Below are 17,621 nucleotides of genomic sequence, written 5' to 3' on the forward strand. Positions count from 1 at the left end.
GCGGGTATTTTTATACCTTTACATCTATTTTTTTATTATGCAAAGTAACTTGAAGCTTTGCTTAAGATTAAAGGGGGTTTTATTCTGCCAGAGTTTTTTGATGTTTCACTGCCTATTACGGAAGAAATGGTTATATATCCCGGAAATCCGAAGCCTTCGATCCGGAGGTACGCTTCGGTCCCACAGGATAAGGTAAACGAGTCTATTCTAACCCTGGGAAGCCACACAGGCACTCATGTGGATTCAAGGCTACATCTACGAAACGGGAGGGAGGGTACTGCATCTCTGCCTCTTGAGAGTTTTTATGGGAAATGCAGGGTTTTTGACCTGGCTAACGTGGAAGAGGAAATCCACAGACAGGATCTTGAGGGCTTTAATATCGGGGAAGGGGACATAGTCCTCCTCAAGACCAGCAACTCAATGCTGGGGTATATGAAATTCAAAGAGGATTTCGTTCATCTTAAGATGGATGCAGCTGAATATCTTGTCACGGCTGGGGTTAAAACCCTCGGGTTTGACTACCTGAGCGTTAAAAAGTTTGGGGAAGATGATGAGGTGCATGAACTTCTGCTTGATAACATGACTCTATTTGAAGGCCTGAACCTTACCGGTGTGCCTGAAGGAGAATACACCTTTCTGGGCTTGCCCCTTAACATAGATACGGATGGGGCTCCGGCCAGGGTCATACTTGTAAGGGAATTACCCAGATAATGGAATAACCTTTGCTTCCAACCCTATTATCCCCAATTCCATCCTTATCCCTCTCTTTTTCGTTTATAGTTTCAAACTTAAATATTTATACTTTTCATGACCTCTAATGTTTTTCGAGCATGTGCTTTTCATACTCTTCCTTTGTTGCAAAGGTCATCTGGCACACAGCACATTCAAACTTCTTTTTTTCGACTGGCTCTTTTTCCTGCAAGCTTGTTCACCTCCCCATTGCCTCCCATTTCCCTTTTGCGATATACCACTTTGCAAGCCAGAGGGTGTATATTATCCAGGGGTTTCCTGTGACAAGATATGCCGTCCTGTGGTAGGTGTCGTTTTCATATTTTGCCATCCCGCTTTTTCCTGGGACCCAGAGTTTTTCTTCCAGGTGTTGCATTATCCTGACCACACGGGGGTCGTCAGCGGGCAGCAGTTCAAACTCAAAGATCCCGTATACGTTGCTGTCAGCCGTCATGTCTACGATTTTCTGGTCTGTGTCATGGCCTGCGCTCTTTTTTATCCCTTTTTGTCACTAATAAAGAACGCAGTAATTGCTCCTGTCAAAAATACAGCCAAAGAACAGTAATTTTTTATAGAAAGCATCGTATGTCGGTGTAAATTCTCCATATTAGGCAAAAATATAATTTATTTTTAAAAGAAATACTAAATTTAATGTTATTTGAGGGAATAAAATATTTATAGTACTTATTGTTCCATATGATTTTTTAGGTCTCTACTCTAATTAAAGAAGAAACCTCTGGCTGCCTGAACAATCATCTCATAATTGACTTTTAGAGTTACGTTTCCAACCCCTGGTTTTGCTTCTGGCTCTGGTATGCTGCAATTTGCGGATGTTCCTGAGCAGTCCTAGCCTTGTCCCATCAAGTAGATAAACTTCGGCATTTTCAAGTTCAATCCCCCCTGAAGAAAAAACCGGACCCAGAAGATCTTCCTGAGTTGACTCGTTAAAGGGCACGCCTCCGCAGAGCTCATTAAAAGCAGGCATAATAAATATCTCAGGGTCTGCCCAATCACTCTTGTTTTCAAAATCAAGATTTCCAAAGCGAGTTTTCAGGGTTTCCACGTTGAATCTGGTCCTGATCCAGACAGGTTCAACTATAGAATACCCGAAGGTATCGGTAAAACGAACTGTGGGGTGGTTATGGGCAGTAATTACGTGGGGGGTGGCAAGCAGTTCAGGGGCAGGCCAGGTATGCCCGTGAAAGTACCCTACTCCGTCAATGACTTCACCACGTACAGGATGAACCCTTATATCCTTCTGTCTGCTGAAAAGATATTCAATTCCCCCATCATGGTTTCCCGGGAATATCTCCACATGCGCATGTTCTGCAAGCGTTTCTAGAAAGTGCGGAATCTCATCCTTTTCCTGCCAGGAGATCTGAGGGACATTATGCTTTACATCCCCAAGGAGCACTATCCGGTCAGGAGAACACGTTTGTATATATCCCAGAACCCGGTCCAGTCGGGCTTTGATCCGACTCGGTAAATGAATTCCACTCCTGCAGAGATCCCATTCGATTCCGAGGTGGATGTCGGCAATTACCAGTGCAGTTTCCGTGTTCCTGGCGATGAGGGCAGGTTCTTCAAGAATTGGGGTGATTTCAAGGGGCATAATCGACGGATGATCGTTTTTAAGGATTTGAATAAATTAGAATTTGAAGAAATTAGGATTTGAATAAATTATTTTTTTCCTGAAAAGCAAGCTGTTCTTGAAAATGTAGCATAACTTTTCAGACCTGCAACAATATATAGTTTACAATATTTAAATGGTCGGACACTGGTGAATCTTCTTTCTTAACATAGTTGTAATGCGTAAAGTGACTGAACATCGTGCTGAGATCACAAAATTTCCTTACTGTAACTGTATAAACAAAACTGATTTTCCAAAATCAATTCTAAAATGTGGTGTTGGTGTCCAATATACTTAAAAGTTTTAAATGAGGGTCAAGAGTGCGAAATCAGAGGTCCTTTCATGCTGCGACAAGAAGTTATGTTATGGATTGCTTGAATGTTGCCCCTTCCATTTGGGGTAACCCTACCAGAATGTGCAATGAACGTCGAAATAAATTAAGTTTCCGGAACAGATATTCCATTTGAAAAAAAAGACTGCCGCTTGATACAGAAAAGGTTATTGAATGCTTGAGCCTTATGAATCGAGAAATTCACGTACGGTTCGTGCGATAAAAAGTCAAATTGAGGATTGTGAGAAATCACTACTTTGTCCATTCGAAGTATCCCTATCCCAACATGCATTGCTGGTAACGGTTTTGTTTGAAGCTTAGGAAACAACGTGTAGAAGCATTAAACCTGCATATGACAATCTGCTAGGGAAATGGGGCTATGGAGAATCGAAAGGTGAATTACCGTTTGAGGGTTCATAACGTGTAAGTGCGAAAACAGGTTGTTACGCATGACCAAAAGGTACGAGACGTGGCTTGAATGGTCAAACCGACATTCAAGTGAATGGACATTTATGTCTCATCCTACTTAGAAGAGGGAGAGCGAGTAATCGCTCTTTCTTATTCAACAAATAGTAAAATTTCTGAGCAGATGGAAAAGCGGCATAAATGGCTCGAAACTAAAAAAATTAAATTTAATTTGGTAAATCAGTAAAATATTAGATTTGCTGGACCATTTTTTCTACCTTAATTCCGGTTTCGGTCAGGAAGTAAACATCTTCTTTTTTTGTGATCAGCTCTTTTTCTTCCAGTTCCTCGAGAGTCTTTGCTATGGTGGGATATACTACCCGAAGAGTTTTAGAGACACGTTTTCCTTCCATTTCCCCTTTTGAGGCGAGCAGAGAGAGCACTTTTTGCCTCACGTTATTTCCATTTACAAAGCCTATTAACTCGTTCATAGGGTACCTCCAAGATATGTTTAATTTCTCGAGATTTATATCGATATATTTATATAATAAAAGTGCATAAATCTATAATTACGTAGGTTACATAAAATGATGGAGTTCAAGATATATTTAGCTTTTTGCTGGCTGAAAAATGCTTTTTCCGGCAAAAACACAAATTTTAAGGGTTTTATTCTTCAAGGTACGAATTCGGTTTTTACTATCTCTCTATGAGACTATTCACTTTAAATACAAAGAATATAAAAATACAAAACTCTGGTTGGCTTTTTATATTATTGAGAATTTTAGTTTATGGCCGAAATTCAGTATAAAGTGCCTTAAAAACACCATTAGGCTTTAATATCATCATTGATAAGTACTTTATATCTAATCAGTTATTTTCGGATGTAAATTACATATACAATGATTACAAATTTGGAGGACATACCAACAAATGAGCAGCGGAATGTGCCCGGTATGCGGGCTTCCTAAAGAACTTTGCATATGCGAAGAGGTTGCAAAAGAGCAACAGCGAATCACTGTGAAAGTAAACAGAAGGAGATATGGTAAGGAAGTCACTGTTGTAGAAGGTTTTGATGCAAGTGAAATTGACCTTCATGAATTATCCACCTATCTTAAATCCAAATTTGCATGCGGCGGTACAGTAAAAGGAAACACGGTAGAACTTCAAGGCAACCACCTGACCCGCATGAAAGAAGTCCTCATGGAAAAGGGTTTCTCTGCTGAACAAATTAAGAATTAAAATTAAGAATTAAACTCTGAATCCATCCCCCACCGGAACAACCGAACCTGAGAGCCAGAAAGTAAGTTTAGAGATTCGGAGTTGTACGTATCTTTTTGTCAGTTTTTCGACAGCCTATGCTTTCTTCTCAGTTCATTGAAAGGAAAATGAGTTCCTGCTCGGAAAACTATACAAAAAGTGCGTTGTTATATATTTTTAAAATGAATTGTTATAATGTTAGTTATAATGTTATCTATTCAAGTGTTGGTCTCCAATGAAAACAACATGCGAAATTATGGTACAAAAAGTCTTGCCTGCAATCAGGGCTGAACTTTCACGGGCAATGATTTTCGAGCATGGATGTACGCAGCAGGATGTAGCAGATATCCTTGAGCTTTCAAGAGCTGCAGTATCCCAGTACGTGAGCGAAAAACGTGGGGCTGAAGTTGATTTCTCGGAGGAGACCCAGAAAGAAATTCGGAAATTTGCATCAGTACTCTTAAGTGGCGGATTATCATCTCAGGAAAAAGTAGACGGGATGTGCAGCATATGCAGTTTTGTTCAGAAATCCGGCTGGCTGTACAGAAATGCTCCTGAAGCTAAAACATGCATCATCTGTAAGGATATGAACGAAAGGTGAAAGACATACTGTGTATCAAGTGCAAGGGAAAAGGACTTTGTGGGCGCCCCCGCTGCCCAATTCTGGAGAAATTTAAATCCTTGCAATCGATTTCACCTGTTATCTCAGGAGATTCTATATTTGGGGCTTCTCCCCCGGCTCTTTTTGTAGGAAGCTACGGCTACCCCAGGGTTTCGGCAGGCCCCCTGATTCCTCCCTCATCAACGGAAAACGAAGTTTTGCTTCTTGAAGACCCTTCAGCCTGGGGAAACATGCAGATAGAAGATATCATCTCCATGCGCTCCCGTATGGTCAGGGCAAACACGAGCCTGCATATAAAAGATGCACGGAGTAAAGAAAATCCTCTTCTTGCAAAGGCTCAGGAGCTGGCTCTCTCCAGAAAACCAGTAGATACTGAAGCCTGGTTTTTTAAAGCCCCCAAACAGGAACTCAAGTTCGATGCCGTCCTCACACCTATGGGCCCTTCCGGGCTTGTGAAAAACTTTGAACTGACCGAAAACCCGGATGTTCCGAAAAAAGTGGATTACCTTGTCTATGATACCGATGCCCTTGCAAAAGACGCCGTGACTGAACTTTTAAAAAATAACGTTTCTACGGAACACATCACACGCCTTTTTTCTATAGGCCTGCTCGGGAAAGAGCGTAAAATAGTGCCTACCCGCTGGTCCATTACAGCCGTGGACGATATGGCAGGAAAGGAGCTTGCAGACCGTATACTGGATTTCCCGTGGGCTTCAGACATTAAGCTTTTCAGCGGAACACATTTTGGAAACCATTTTGAAGTCCTCATCCTCCCGCGGGCTTATTCCTTTGAACTTATTGAAATCTGGCTCCCAAAAACAGTCTGGTCTGGAGAATCAAGCTGGATAGGAGAGGACAGCGAAGGCGTGGACGGAAAAAAAGGATATTCCCCTCTTGCAGGAGGTTATTATGCAGCAAGACTTCCCGTACTCGAGTATCTGACAGAAATCAAAAGACAGGCTTCGGTCTTTGTGCTGAGGGAAATCACTCCTGATTACTGGGCTCCTCTCGGGGTCTGGGTGGTCAGGGAGGGCATGAGAAATGCTCTAACAAATCCTCCTGAAACCTTTGATTCCCTGGAAGCAGCGGTTTCGAGTCTTGCATGCAGGGTAAAAACCCAAAAATCAGAGTGGACACAGAAGGCAAAGATGCTCTCTGACTTCCGGTTCCAGACAACGCTTGATTCTTTTTTCAAGGTTTAATGGTTAAAAATGAAAATTTAAGCCGCTAAACCGAAGCTGGGTTACAGGCAGAAAGTAAGATCGAAGTAAAAATTAAGAATGAGGGAATAGTCAAGAAAGAAGGTCTCAAAGGCTTTTTTAAGTTTAGTCGAACCTTCAATCTTTTCCAGGCTTATTCGAATCCTCGATCTCTTCCAAACTCATTCAAATATCTCGGGTACAATGCGCCGGGCAACGTCTTCATAAGCTTTGGAAATGTCGCCTTTGTCAAACCTGAAGACATCTTTATCCATGGACTGCCCGGTTTTCTTGTCCCAGAAACGACAGGTGTCGCAGGAAATTTCATCAGCAAGGATAATCTCCCCGTCCCTTCTTCCAAACTCAAGTTTGAAGTCTGGAAGCAGGATTCCTTTTTCGTCGAGATAGGGCACAAGTAACTCGTTGATCCTGAGAGCAAGTTCCCGGAGTGTAGCAAGTTCTTCGCGTGTTGCAACACCAAGCGCAACAGCGATGTCATCATTCAGCATGGGATCTCCGTACTCGTCGCTTTTGAAATCAAAGACAAGAACCGGGAACTCGAAAATAGTACCTTCTTTCATAGGGTATTTCTTTGTAATGGAGCCCGCGGCAATGTTTCTGACAATTACCTCGATCTTTATGATTTCTACTTTCTTTACAAGCATATCGATGTCAGAAAGCATGCTGACAAAATGTGTTTTTATTCCGCTGGCTTCCAGCATCTCAAATATCTTTTTTGAGATCTGGGCATTGTAGTAACCCTTCCTTTCCATCTCGCCTTTCTTTTCTCCGTTGAACGCGGTTAGGCTGTTTCGGAATTCGGCGATAAAGGTGTCGGGATTATCTGTCGCATAGATAGTCTTTGCTTTCCCTGAATAGAGCTGTTCTCTTTTCATGCAGTGGTCCTCTCTAGGGATAATTCTGGATTTCCTTAGATAGAGAGATTTTCCGGAACTATTATTCCGAACAACAGTGATTTTAATATAGGAGTTATTTAATAATGCTTGGGGTATTCCAGAAACGGATAGTATTCTCCGAAACTGTATGTTTCTGGAAATGAGTTGCTTACTTCCAGAATCCGTAATGATACTCCAGGAAACCTGAGACGTTTGCAGATTATAGGGATTTTTTTCCTGAAACATACTCCGGATTTCATGAAGAGATGGAGTAGATGATAAAGTCTTTCTGCTAGATAAAGTTATCACTCGTACTGGCTTTTTATCCTTCTGCAGAGGGTTATCCCATGCTTCGCAAATTATATCATTGAAGAAAATCAATTAATAGGTTTAGCAACTTATGCAAAGAATTAATAACTTATCGCACTTGAGCGCCCACCACTGAATAATGAATTCATCTCAATACGCAACGGGTAAAAAAACATGTCAGGCATTATACTAGACATCGTAGAGCTACTGCTGACCGCAGAGATCTATAACCGCTATCCAGAACTGGATGTGAATGACCTCCCCAAAAATATTCGGAAAAGTTACTGGAACAGCACAGAAAAAACGGTTCCCAAACCCATAATAGCTTCATATGTCAGGATTGAAAAACTATATGGGATCAAAGATATCGAAAAAAGTGTAAAAAATGTACCTTTCATAACCATTGACAGGACTCACTTTGAACTCCGCTTGAGCGCATTTGAACTTGCCGCAGAATGGCTTGAAAAACAGGAAGGTTCTCAGGAGAGGATCGAAAATAATCCTGTCCTCGCGTATTATTTCGGAGAAATCAGGAAGGATGAAGCTACAGACTATGCAGCTGCAAAAGCAAAGATTAGGCCAAAGGAAGTCGACAGGGAATGGATAGAATCTCTTATAGCTGAAATCAAGAAAGAAGACAAGAGCGAAGAAATGCTCAAGCTCGTTGTCATTATCGCTCCTGAAGACGTCAAACAGAAAGTCAGGGACCTTGTGCTCACCGAGGAACAGGAAGACGAAATTGAAAAAATTATGAAAGCCATCAAGCATAGGGAATACCTGCGGGATATCGGGCTGCATGATATAGGAAAACTCCTGTTTGTCGGGCCTCCTGGTACCGGAAAAACCTCTGTTGCCCGTGCACTTTCAGAACAGCTCTCAATTCCCTTTGTCGAGGTCAAGCTCTCAATGATCACAGACCAGTACCTTGGCGAGACTGCAAAAAATATAGACCGCGTTTTCCTGCTTGCAAAAAAACTGAATCCCTGCATTCTTTTCATAGATGAGCTGGACTTTGTTGCAAAAGCCAGGACTTCCGACGAAAACGCTGCAATCAAGAGGGCAGTCAATACTCTCCTGAAAGCTATAGATGAAATCAGTCTGGTAGAGCATGGAGTCCTTTTGATTGCTGCAACAAACCACCCTCGAATGCTTGACAGTGCGGCATGGAGGCGTTTTGATGAAATTGTCCATTTCCCTCTGCCTGACCTGGAGATGCGAAAAAATATCCTGGACATTGTGACTCGGCACATAGAGGGTGACTTTGATACACAAGAGATTGCGGTATTAACAGAAAGTTATTCGGGTTCTGACTTGCGTATGGTTATCAGGGAAGCTGTCCTGAGTGCTCTTCTGGAAGAACGCAAGGTACTCACCCAGGAGGATCTGCTAGAAGCAGTAAAGTCCTTTGATGAAAGGGCAGATCTCAAATCCGATGACTACAAAGGGAAGAATCCTTCATGAAGATAACGCTGCTCGGGACCGGCGACGCTGTTGGTACTCCAAAAATTGGCTGTAAATGCCCTGCATGCGTCGACGCCCATGAAGGTGGAAGAAGCCAACGCCTTCGTTTCTCTATCCTTGTGGAGTCTGATCAGGGTAAATTTCTTATTGATACCAGCCCTGACCTCAGGCAGCAGTTCCTCAGGCAAAGGCTTTCGGGCATAGACGGGGTGATCTGGACACATGGGCATTACGACCACTACGCAGGCTTCGGGGAGTTTTACAGGGTTCAAAATAAAGTTGATGTCTATGGAGTTCGAGAAACACTGGATTACATAGACCAATACGTTTCTTTCCTGAAACCCAGGTACCACTACGTAAAATTCTATGAACCTTTCAAATTGATCGGGCTTGAGTTCACTCTTTTTAAAGTTTCCCACCCACCGGTAGAAACCCCTGCAGGCGTTGTTATCCGTGAGGGGAGTACCAGAGTCGTGGTCACAAGTGATACGAACCCTGAGATTCCTGAAAAAAGCCTGGAGTTTATGAGGAACCCGGATCTTCTTATTGCAGATGCTATCGTTCCTCCGCACATCCATATTAAAAAGCATATGAATTCGGAAGAGGCTATGGAACTTGCTCAAAAGCTCAACGCTAAAGAAGTGGTTCTGACCCACCTCAGCCACCTTTTCCGCCCACATCACATAGAATCAATGTTTTTACCTCTGGGATATGACGGGCAGGTCTTTGAGTTTTAAGCTCTCTTGAATCTGAATTTTGACCTTTTTGAACTGAATTTTAGTTCTTTTAAGAAAGTTTTAACCTTTTGAGCTGGTTTACCACATTGAGGCACTGTTTATTTGATAAAAACAGAACCCCTTTCTGGGCACAATTTCCATTTTTCATTATTCCTATGTTAGTTCTATATATCCCGAAACTCCAAAATTGCTTATGAATCCAAAACGCATCCGGGCTTTCAAACATGGAAAACCAGGAGACGGGCCTGTTGTTTATTGGATGAGCCGCGATCAGAGAGTTAAAGACAACTGGGCTCTGCTCTTTGCGCGGGCAATAGCACAGGAGGCGAATGTCCCTGTAATTGTTATTTTCTGCCTGACTGAAGGGTTTTTGGGGGCAGGAAGAAGGCATTATGAATTCATGCTCAAAGGGCTGCAGGAACTTGAGGAAGCCCTTTCCCGGGAAAAGATTCCTTTTGTCTTTCTGCGAGGAAACCCGGAGCAAAAAATCCCGGAGTTTGTAACAGAGTATGAAGTGGGGGCTCTTGTTACAGATTTCGACCCGCTTCGAGTAAAGGCTGAATGGGTAGAAAAAATTATTCCTGAAATCGAAATCCCATTTTTTGAGGTTGATGCCCACAATGTCGTCCCATGCTGGGAAGCTTCTCCAAAACAGGAGTATGCTGCACATACTTTTCGGCCGAAGTTCTATGGGCACCTCTCCGAGTTTCTGGAGGAATTTCCGGAACTTGAACCGAACTTCGAATCTATTGAAATCCCATCAGGCTACAGTATAGGAGATATTTTATCCGGAACACAGGAAACCGGAATCAAATCCTTGCTTCCTGAGGAAATTTCCGATAAAAATAAGGATCCCCTTTTTGAGCCCGGGCATTTCAAACCCGGGGAAAAAGCTGCAAGAAAGGTGATGGAGAGTTTTCTTGCAGAGAGGCTTGATTCTTACAACACGCTAAGGAACGACCCGACAAAGAACGCGCTCTCAAGCCTTTCCCCTTACCTTCATTTCGGGCAGATCTCGGCGCAGAGGGTTGTGCTTGAGGTGGAAAAAGCAAAAAGTAACCCCGAATCAAAGAAAGCTTTCCTGGACGAGATCCTTGTATGGAAGGAGATTGCGGATAACTTCTGTTATTATAATCCCGGATATGACAGCTTTGAGAGCTTTCCGGATTGGGCAAAGAAGTCACTCAATGCCCACCGGGATGACCGGAGAACGTATATCTACACCCTTGAGGAATTCAGCGCAGGAAAGACGCACGACCCACTCTGGAATGCAAGCCAGATGGAACTGCTCCGTACCGGGAAGATGCACAGCTATATGCGTATGTACTGGGCAAAAAAGATTCTGGAATGGAGCGAGTCTCCAGAAAAAGCCCTTGAAATCGCAATCTTCCTGAATGACAGATATGAACTGGATGGAAGAGACCCCAATGGCTATGCCGGAATTTCCTGGAGTATAGGAGGCGTTCATGACCGGGCCTGGAGGGAGAGAGAAGTGATCGGAAAAATCAGATATATGAGTTATGAGGGCTGCAAAAGGAAATTCGATGTAGATGCCTATATAGCCAGATATCCTGTTGAAAGGGCACCTGAAAAACAACTTGCTTCATTTTTTCGGAACAGCACCTTTTAATGCCTTCATATCTCGTGCATTTCCAACTATAACAGGCAAATGATCTATCAATGATTCATAAATCGGAATCCAAAAGTCACTTGTTGATTTACATGCAACAACATCACTTTTTTTTGATGTCACCCAATTTTTAAGGTTTCAAATCTCTTTATCATTTCTATCGAAACGTTGTTGCTGTTTTTCACCGGATTTATTGAGAATGGTAGCAATGATAAAGTGTTTGTGAATATCTAAACTGCAAGAGTTGTTTATTTCTCCTTCCAATTTACATTACTCCATTATTTCCATGGACAATAGGATTGCCTCAAAGGTAATTTGGCATCCGTGATCAAGGTCATATTTGGGCCTTCGATGGCAATTCACTGGTTAATTTTTCTACGGTTTCAGAGTATCAAAAAGAAGACAACCTTCCTGTCCTGAGGTAATGATGGAGTTCATAACCAAAAAAAGGTAATTGAAAAGGACTTTCATTCATTTGGGCATGTTATTCTAGGAATATCATGTGCGTTTTTCTGATAAGAAACTCTTCAGAACCTGTATTTTTTCCTGTTCCTGTTCATGATTTTCACAAGGGAGAGCATAACAGGCACTTCCACAAGCACTCCCACAACGGTTGCGAGCGCAGCCCCGGATTCCATTCCGAACAGAATTAAGGCTACTGCCACTGCCAGTTCGAAGAAATTACTGGCGCCGATGAATGTTGAAGGTGCAGCTTCCCTGTAGGGAATTTTCAGGTATTTTGCTCCTGCATACCCGATCCCGAAGATCAGGTAAGTCTGCAGCACAAGGGGAATTGCTATCAGGAGAATATGCAGGGGATAATTTATGATGTTGTTTCCCTGGAATATAAAAATCAGGACAAGTGTTATTAAAAGTCCGGCAGGAGTAATCCACTGTGTTTTTTGGATCAATTTGTTTTCAAACCAGGTAATACCTTTTTTTCTTATCACTACCTGCCTTGTCAGCACAGCAAGGCCGAGAGGAATTGCCACATAAAACAGGACCGAGACGAAGATTGTCATGATGGGGACTGGAAAGTCAGTTGTGACCCCGAGGAGAAACTTTCCCAGAGGAGCGAAAAGGACCAGAATAATAAGGTCATTTACTGATACCTGGATCAAAGCATAGTTAATATTGGCTCTTGCAAGGTAAGTCCAGACCAGGACCATAGCTGTGCAGGGAGCAATCCCCAGTAGGATCATGCCTGCAATATACTGTGCCTGGAGGTCCGCAGGGATCAGGGATTCAAAGAGCACCCGCATAAAAAACCATGCAACAAAAGCCATTGTAAAGGGCTTGATCGCCCAGTTTACTAGAATAGTTAAAAGTAAGGGCTTTAAATTTGCCTCAACGTTCAGGATTTCTTCAAAATTAATCTTAAGCATAATGGGATACATCATGATCAGGAGCACGACAGCTACGGGGATTGAGACGTTTGCGATCTCAATCCCTCCAAGGGTGTCCGCAAAACCTGGAAACATGTAACCGATTGCAGTTCCGAGTATGATACAGAACGCAACCCAGACCGAGAGGTATTTGCTGAAGAAATCGAGTTCCCTTTCTCCCTCCTCTTCAGGCATACTCTTCTCCCTCGTCCCACCCTTCTTCTTCGAACTCTTTGCTTGAAGGGATGATCAGTACGGGCTTTGGGGTTTTCCGGAGTACATTTTCTGTCGTGCTTCCGAGCAGGAGGTCCATTAAAGTTCCTTTTCCGCGAGTAGTAAGCATGATCAGGGTGATATCTTCTATGCCGGCGAATTTGACGATCTCATCCGAGGGAATGCCTTCAACGACAATATACTGGCTTTTTATGCCCTCAAGCTGCTCCTTTATTTTCCTCAGTTTTTCTTTTGCCTCTTCCCTCTGTTCGTCCAGCAGGTCCATATTTTTTATGTCATCTATTACATGCAGGAACAGAACTTCTTTTACGACCCCTTTTAATTCCTGAAGTTGTTCTATTGCCTTCATTGCCTCTTTTGAAAAGTCGAGGGGCACAAGAATCCTGGAGAAAGTCGCCCGGCATGCTTTCTCATAAGCTTCCTTTCCTTCCTTCATAGCTTCATACTTCTCAACCAGCAGGATTTTCTTTGAACTGCGGGCTATGTATTCCGTAGTCCTTCCGAGAAGTTTCCCCTTTATGAAGCCTTCAGTTGTGGCTCCCATTATTATCGCATCGACATCTTCCCGGTCTGCAGTCTCCGTAATTGTCCTTTTGACGTCTCCGATCACTACCAGGGTTTCGGTTTCAAGCCCGAGTTCCCTGACAAAATTTGCATATTCCTCAATTCTTGCCTTTGTATTTCGTTCAAACATAGGGGCAAGCCCCTGGCTTTTATGTATGTCCACTACATGCAGCAGGATAACTTTCCTCAAGCCGGCATTTTTAAGTTCCCCTATACAGCTGAGCAAATCTTCCGTTTCGATTGTAAAATCCGCAGGAACAAGTACTGTGCTTATCATCTGTTGTCCGCAGCCCCCTTTCGTTCCATTTCTTTGAAGGTCTTATCTTTCAGTACCCTGTGGCTTTTTGATGACCCCAGTTCATAATTATGTCTTTATCGCTAATAGCTTGATGCACTGAAGTAAAAAAAGAAGGAGTGTTCTAAAGGAATAGTGTTCTAAAGGAATAGTTGTTCTAAAGGAATAGTTGTTCTAAAGGAATAGTTGTTCTAAAGGAATAGTTGTTCTAAAGGAATAGTTGTTCTAAAGGAATAGTTGTTCTAAAGGAATAGTTGTTTCAAAAAAGCGTTCTAAATTGAGTATTATTGCCTTTGATGTAATTGAAAATAGTGTCTACTGAAGGTATTTCTAAGTAAGGGTTTTTGTTTTTGAGATCATTACTTGTGGCGTCTGGAGAGTTTGTAGGGGATGTTGAGGTCTGCAACAATATATTCAGGGTTCCCTGGCAGTTATAATTTGCAGTTTCTCTGGTAAATTGGCAGGGCGATGGGATATATGAGCGGATGGCAGGACGTGCACGGCAGGAGCACAGAGGAGCGATCCAAAAGCAGGTGAAGTATCAGAATATCCTGAGGGTAACGGTCCTCAGGGGGATTCCATCAGGATCGATAACTATGTTTGTCTGGTACGTGGCGGTGATGTAAGTATTTACTGACTTAAGAAAAGACAATAGAGGACTAATATAAAGAACAATTTATTGAAAATTACCTTTGTTGCGATGATGGTAGTTTTCGTCTCACTTTCCGGCTGCACGGAGCAGACGGATATTCAGGAAACGGATACATAGGAAATGGAATCGCCATCTCAGGAAGGGACCACTACCGTTGTAAAGTATACCCTTGTTGACACCGGGCAGACTGCCTGTTATGACGACGAAGGAAACGAAATGGAGTGCCCTGAATCCGGTGAAACATTTTACGGCCAGAATGCCCAGTTTACAGGCAATCTTTTCAGCTACACCGACAACGGCGACAGAACAGTAACGGATGAAGTTACAGGGTTGATGTGGTAGCAGACCCCTGCCAGTGGCAGCATAAGCTGAGAAGAAGCATGAATATTGTGAATCTCTGGAAATAGGCGGATATGACGACTGGCGCATGCCCACTTTGAAATAACTGTATTCCATCAGTAACTTTTCTCAGGGATGGCATTATCTGGATACAGCCGATTTCGATCTCCCTGAGTGAGCGCCAGCAAGGGTGAACAATATTGGGCAGATTACTACGTCTGCACGACAATAGGGGGAGGCACAAAGGCGGTATTTGGTATCAATCATAGCACTGGATATATCAAAGCTTATCCGGCGGAAGTTTCGGGTCCCATGGGAAACTATGTACGGACTGTTCGCGGAAACTTGTATGGTGCGAATGATTTCGTAGACAATGGCGATGGCACGGTCACCGATCGTGCAACGGGGCTGATGTGGCAATAGGCCGATAGTGTCAGTGGTATGGACTGGGAGAACGCACTGGCTTATGCAGAGAATCTGACGTTGGTTGGCTATGAAGATTGGCGTCTGCTCAATGTCAAGGAACTCCAGAGCATCGTCGAAAAACAGGATATTTCAAAATTCTCTCCACCCTTAAGTTGAAAGGATGCCTGAACTGGCGAAAGTGCTGGGATGAAAATTATCTAATTCATAGAGAATGACGAAGAACCATAAAAAGTATGTTTTTATTGCTTTATACTTCGTCAAAATCGATACTGAGGCTTCCTGCTTTTTTTGCAAGGGATTTTGCTATAAAACCGCTTTCTAGCTTGCATAGGTTAAGCACCCCGCAGGGCACCAGGCAGTTTGAACAGCACTTTGCCTCTTTTGCCTTGTCCATCACATAGTTGTCTTTGATGTCCATGGTTTCCATCATGGGAACTTCAAGATGCGAGATTTTCTTTATTTTTTCACATGGAGTTTCGATATCTACAATGATTTTTCCGCCTTTCATGCACCCGCGGAGTTTGTGGGTAAAATCGCATATTGTGGAATTGACAGTAATTTCAGTCATATGATCACCTCAATTCGTTTTTGAATTCAATTTCTTATTATGGGATAATCTGTTAATTAAATCTATTTAGGAATTTAGAAGTTTATATATCAAATATGAAAGATAAAAAAGTGGGCTGTATTTCAATAATCAAAAAGAAAAAATAGGAAAGAGATCATTCGGACTGAAGGATCTCCATAACTTTTGTCAGGACTTCTGCTACTTCTTCGTCCTTGAGATCTTTGTCCTTAGTTTTCTTTATCCCAAGTTCGGAAATCACGATCTTATGATCCACTTTAAAGCCGGCCAATTCCATAGTTTTGGTTGCACATTTTACGGGACAGCCGTTAATGGCTATGATCCGGTCGGAAGCTTCGGCAGACTTCATAAGCCCTGGAGCCCGAGCTCCGATGCCTACTGTACACATCATGTTTCCTAGTCCCTGCTGATCGAGCTCGACTGCGATTTTATTTGAAAGCTGGCCTACATTTGCGGCTCCCGCACAGGGAAAGATTGCCACGTTTGCCGAACCACATGCACATTTTGTTTCTTCTGCCATTTTTTTCACACTACCTTAAATCCGGTTTTAATTTTCAGTTTCAATTTGGGTTTCTATCAGTGTCTCAGATCGCTTTGTATGTCTGTTACTTTGCAATCCATTTTCGGATATCTTTTTCATCCGGGACTTTACCTGCAATTTTAACTTCACCATCAACTACGACAGCTGGGGTGACCATCACGCCGTAGTTCAGGATTGATTCAAAGTCTTCTACTTTAACAACCTCGGCCTTCTTACCGGTTTCAGCCAGGACTTTTTCAATGATTTCTTTCGTTTTCTTGCATTTAGGACATCCGGTTCCAAGAATTTCAATCTTCATTTTTTCACCTCAACTTATTGTATATATGAATTCTTTTTTAAATTCAGTTTTTTCGGGTTTTTAGAGTTTTACGCTGGATTTTTTTGGGTGTTTATGCTAGATTTTCAACGATAAGCAGTTCATAGCAATATGTTGAACAGGTATCCCGTGAAGACGATTGACAACGCCACAATTAAGACAAAGATCCCAATCAGTTCTTTTTTCAGCACCTTTTTAAGGATGATCATTTCTGGCAGGGACACAGCTGTAACCGACATCAGGAATGCCAGGGAAGTCCCTATCGGGAGCCCTTTTCCGATCAGGCTCTCAACTATGGGAATCATGCCCATTACATTTGAGTAGAGGGGGACACCCACAAGTACAGCAATTGGAACTGCAAGCAGATTGTCCTTTCCTGCGTATTTTTGGAGGATGCCTTCGGGAGCATATCCGTGGAAGATGCCTCCTATGGTGACCCCTATGATCACGTAGATCCAGACTCTTCCCACTATGTCTTTAACGCTTTCAAGAGCAAGGTCTGTCCTTTCCTTTATGGTAAGGCTTACCTGTTCGTTAGTCTGTTTACCTACTTTTATATTATAAACGAAATCTTCTACGTACTTTTCCAGTTTCAGGACTCCGATTACATAGCCTCCAAACACACCGAGCACGATACCCGATATCACATAAATTACAGTTGCCTTCAAGCCAAGGGTTGCCCAGAGTACGGCTACAGCAGCTTCGTTTACCAGAGGGGAGGTGATTAGAAAGGAGAAGGTAACTCCAAGGGGCACTCCAGCTTCCACAAACCCGATAAAAAGGGGCACTGAGGAACATGAACAGAATGGAGAGATCGTTCCTATCAAGGAAGCTATCAGGTGGTAGCGGAGCCCTTTCTTGCCTCCGAGTACCTTTCTTGTTTTTTCCGGAGTGATATAGGTCCTGAGGTAGGAGATCGCGAAAATCATCACGGAAAGCAGGATGACTATTTTCAATACGTCGTAGATGATGAAGTTGACACTGGCCGCAAGGTGAGTAGTGGGTGTAATCCCGAAAACCTCGTATGTCAGTTTGTCTGCAATCCATTGCAGAGGATAAAAGATATCAGCCATTTAG

At 42.8% G+C, this 17,621-nt stretch carries 21 protein-coding genes and 2 pseudogenes; 10 read left to right on the plus strand and 13 right to left on the minus strand.

The genetic code is table 11. The features are described from left to right. Positions 1-57 precede the first annotated feature (57 nt). A complete protein-coding gene (locus MSWH1_RS04385) occupies positions 58-711 on the plus strand; it encodes a cyclase family protein (RefSeq protein ID WP_231585583.1) in 654 nt (217 codons plus the stop codon). Between the two features lie 103 nt (positions 712-814). On the opposite strand, the gene MSWH1_RS19570 is transcribed toward MSWH1_RS04385, so the two are convergent. The 5 genes and pseudogenes from MSWH1_RS19570 to MSWH1_RS04400 form a co-directional block, all read right to left on the minus strand. Next, positions 815-922, minus strand: coding sequence for a C2H2-type zinc finger protein (locus tag MSWH1_RS19570; RefSeq protein ID WP_197074025.1), 108 nt, complete (start codon positions 920-922; stop codon positions 815-817). Between the two features lie 6 nt (positions 923-928). Continuing rightward, complete coding sequence (locus MSWH1_RS04390; RefSeq protein ID WP_048126453.1) at positions 929-1,183, minus strand: hypothetical protein; 255 nt, start codon at positions 1,181-1,183, stop codon at positions 929-931. 41 nt (positions 1,184-1,224) lie between these two features. Further along, positions 1,225-1,338, minus strand: a pseudogene (locus MSWH1_RS18805) (IS5/IS1182 family transposase); the annotation flags it as partial. 148 nt (positions 1,339-1,486) lie between these two features. Next, on the minus strand, positions 1,487-2,341 hold the full coding sequence (locus MSWH1_RS04395; protein ID WP_048126455.1) for a metallophosphoesterase: 855 nt from the start codon (positions 2,339-2,341) through the stop codon (positions 1,487-1,489). A 1,005-nt stretch (positions 2,342-3,346) separates the two neighbouring features. Further along, a complete protein-coding gene (locus tag MSWH1_RS04400; RefSeq protein WP_048126458.1) occupies positions 3,347-3,586 on the minus strand; it encodes a transcriptional regulator in 240 nt (79 codons plus the stop codon). Between the two features lie 439 nt (positions 3,587-4,025). Between MSWH1_RS04400 and yciH the strand changes: the two genes are divergently transcribed. From yciH to MSWH1_RS04420, 3 genes are all read left to right on the plus strand, one after another. Then, positions 4,026-4,334 (plus strand): stress response translation initiation inhibitor YciH, encoded by a 309-nt coding sequence (gene yciH, locus MSWH1_RS04410; protein ID WP_011032808.1) that lies wholly within the window; start codon positions 4,026-4,028, stop codon positions 4,332-4,334. A 253-nt stretch (positions 4,335-4,587) separates the two neighbouring features. Then, positions 4,588-4,953, plus strand: a complete 366-nt coding sequence (locus MSWH1_RS04415) for a transcriptional regulator (protein ID WP_048126462.1) — start codon at positions 4,588-4,590, stop codon at positions 4,951-4,953. Continuing rightward, on the plus strand, positions 4,950-6,176 hold the full coding sequence (locus MSWH1_RS04420; protein ID WP_048126464.1) for an Nre family DNA repair protein: 1,227 nt from the start codon (positions 4,950-4,952) through the stop codon (positions 6,174-6,176). The genes MSWH1_RS04415 and MSWH1_RS04420 overlap by 4 nt, the downstream gene beginning before the upstream one ends. A 179-nt stretch (positions 6,177-6,355) precedes the next feature. On the opposite strand, the gene purC is transcribed toward MSWH1_RS04420, so the two are convergent. Then, positions 6,356-7,069 (minus strand): phosphoribosylaminoimidazolesuccinocarboxamide synthase, encoded by a 714-nt coding sequence (gene purC / locus MSWH1_RS04425; RefSeq protein WP_048126466.1) that lies wholly within the window; start codon positions 7,067-7,069, stop codon positions 6,356-6,358. Positions 7,070-7,552: 483 nt separating this feature from the next. Here purC and MSWH1_RS04430 point away from each other — a divergent pair, with 483 nt between their 5' ends. The 3 genes from MSWH1_RS04430 (at position 7,553) to MSWH1_RS04440 (ending at position 11,206) form a co-directional block, all read left to right on the plus strand. Further along, positions 7,553-8,839, plus strand: a complete 1,287-nt coding sequence (locus tag MSWH1_RS04430) for an ATP-binding protein (RefSeq protein WP_048126468.1) — start codon at positions 7,553-7,555, stop codon at positions 8,837-8,839. Next, the gene (locus MSWH1_RS04435; protein WP_048126470.1) at positions 8,836-9,576 is read left to right on the plus strand and encodes an MBL fold metallo-hydrolase; all 741 of its coding nucleotides are present in this window, start codon (positions 8,836-8,838) and stop codon (positions 9,574-9,576) included. The genes MSWH1_RS04430 and MSWH1_RS04435 overlap by 4 nt, the downstream gene beginning before the upstream one ends. A 193-nt stretch (positions 9,577-9,769) precedes the next feature. Continuing rightward, positions 9,770-11,206 (plus strand): deoxyribodipyrimidine photo-lyase, encoded by a 1,437-nt coding sequence (locus MSWH1_RS04440; RefSeq protein ID WP_048130223.1) that lies wholly within the window; start codon positions 9,770-9,772, stop codon positions 11,204-11,206. On the opposite strand, the pseudogene MSWH1_RS18810 reads toward MSWH1_RS04440, so the two are convergent. From MSWH1_RS18810 to MSWH1_RS04450, 3 genes and pseudogenes are all read right to left on the minus strand, one after another. Next, a pseudogene (locus MSWH1_RS18810) lies at positions 11,207-11,470 on the minus strand (IS110 family transposase); the annotation flags it as partial. It abuts the gene before it with no gap. Between the two features lie 263 nt (positions 11,471-11,733). Continuing rightward, positions 11,734-12,786 (minus strand): ACR3 family arsenite efflux transporter, encoded by a 1,053-nt coding sequence (gene arsB / locus MSWH1_RS04445; protein WP_048126472.1) that lies wholly within the window; start codon positions 12,784-12,786, stop codon positions 11,734-11,736. Continuing rightward, a complete protein-coding gene (locus MSWH1_RS04450) occupies positions 12,779-13,666 on the minus strand; it encodes a universal stress protein (protein WP_048126478.1) in 888 nt (295 codons plus the stop codon). The genes arsB and MSWH1_RS04450 overlap by 8 nt, the downstream gene beginning before the upstream one ends. 503 nt (positions 13,667-14,169) lie before the next feature. On the opposite strand from MSWH1_RS04450, the gene MSWH1_RS18815 reads away from it, so the two are divergent. From MSWH1_RS18815 to MSWH1_RS20720, 3 genes are all read left to right on the plus strand, one after another. Next, a complete protein-coding gene (locus MSWH1_RS18815; RefSeq protein ID WP_156148070.1) occupies positions 14,170-14,310 on the plus strand; it encodes a hypothetical protein in 141 nt (46 codons plus the stop codon). A 146-nt stretch (positions 14,311-14,456) separates the two neighbouring features. Then, a complete protein-coding gene (locus tag MSWH1_RS17375; RefSeq protein WP_052723127.1) occupies positions 14,457-14,678 on the plus strand; it encodes a hypothetical protein in 222 nt (73 codons plus the stop codon). A 438-nt stretch (positions 14,679-15,116) separates the two neighbouring features. Beyond that, positions 15,117-15,257 carry a DUF1566 domain-containing protein gene (locus MSWH1_RS20720; RefSeq protein ID WP_082088029.1) on the plus strand — a complete coding sequence of 47 codons (141 nt, stop codon included), beginning with the start codon at positions 15,117-15,119 and terminating at the stop codon, positions 15,255-15,257. 91 nt (positions 15,258-15,348) lie between these two features. Here the strand turns inward: MSWH1_RS20720 and MSWH1_RS04460 are convergent, their stop codons facing one another. The 4 genes from MSWH1_RS04460 to MSWH1_RS04475 form a co-directional block, all read right to left on the minus strand. Further along, positions 15,349-15,669 carry a DUF6951 family protein gene (locus MSWH1_RS04460; protein ID WP_048126480.1) on the minus strand — a complete coding sequence of 107 codons (321 nt, stop codon included), beginning with the start codon at positions 15,667-15,669 and terminating at the stop codon, positions 15,349-15,351. Between the two features lie 154 nt (positions 15,670-15,823). After that, complete coding sequence (locus MSWH1_RS04465) at positions 15,824-16,207, minus strand: putative zinc-binding protein (RefSeq protein WP_048130224.1); 384 nt, start codon at positions 16,205-16,207, stop codon at positions 15,824-15,826. A gap of 85 nt (positions 16,208-16,292) precedes the next feature. After that, the gene (locus tag MSWH1_RS04470; RefSeq protein WP_048126482.1) at positions 16,293-16,526 is read right to left on the minus strand and encodes a thioredoxin family protein; all 234 of its coding nucleotides are present in this window, start codon (positions 16,524-16,526) and stop codon (positions 16,293-16,295) included. Positions 16,527-16,645: 119 nt separating this feature from the next. Continuing rightward, positions 16,646-17,617: a permease gene (locus MSWH1_RS04475; RefSeq protein ID WP_048126484.1), complete on the minus strand. Its 972-nt coding sequence runs from the start codon at positions 17,615-17,617 to the stop codon at positions 16,646-16,648. Between the last annotated feature and the right edge of the window lie 4 nt (positions 17,618-17,621).

The organism is Methanosarcina sp. WH1 (assembly GCF_000970005.1).
Classification (GTDB): domain Archaea; phylum Halobacteriota; class Methanosarcinia; order Methanosarcinales; family Methanosarcinaceae; genus Methanosarcina.